Raw genomic sequence first — 270 nt, forward strand, 5'->3', positions numbered from 1 at the left:
AGAAATCATCCACTGGATAATTTCTTTAATCTTGGATGTATTTCCTTATCGTGGCTTCATTAAGCCCTACTGTACTCACATAATAACCTTCTGCCCAGAAATGCCGATTCCCAAACTTGTACTTGAGGTTGGCGTGTTTATCGAACATCATGAGTGCACTTCTGCCTTTTAAATACCCCATAAAACTTGAAACACTTATCCTCGGTGGAATACTTACCAACATATGTACATGATCGGGCATTAAATGACCTTCGATAATCTCAACACCTT

The 270-nt window shown here is 38.9% G+C and carries 1 pseudogene; it reads right to left on the bottom strand.

The window, feature by feature from the left end:
- Positions 1–28: 28 nt before the first annotated feature.
- Positions 29–270, bottom strand: a pseudogene (gene tnpA, locus HMPREF2795_RS11080) (IS200/IS605 family transposase); the annotation flags it as partial.

Source organism: Streptococcus sp. HMSC056C01, from assembly GCF_001811305.1.
GTDB lineage: Bacteria > Bacillota > Bacilli > Lactobacillales > Streptococcaceae > Streptococcus.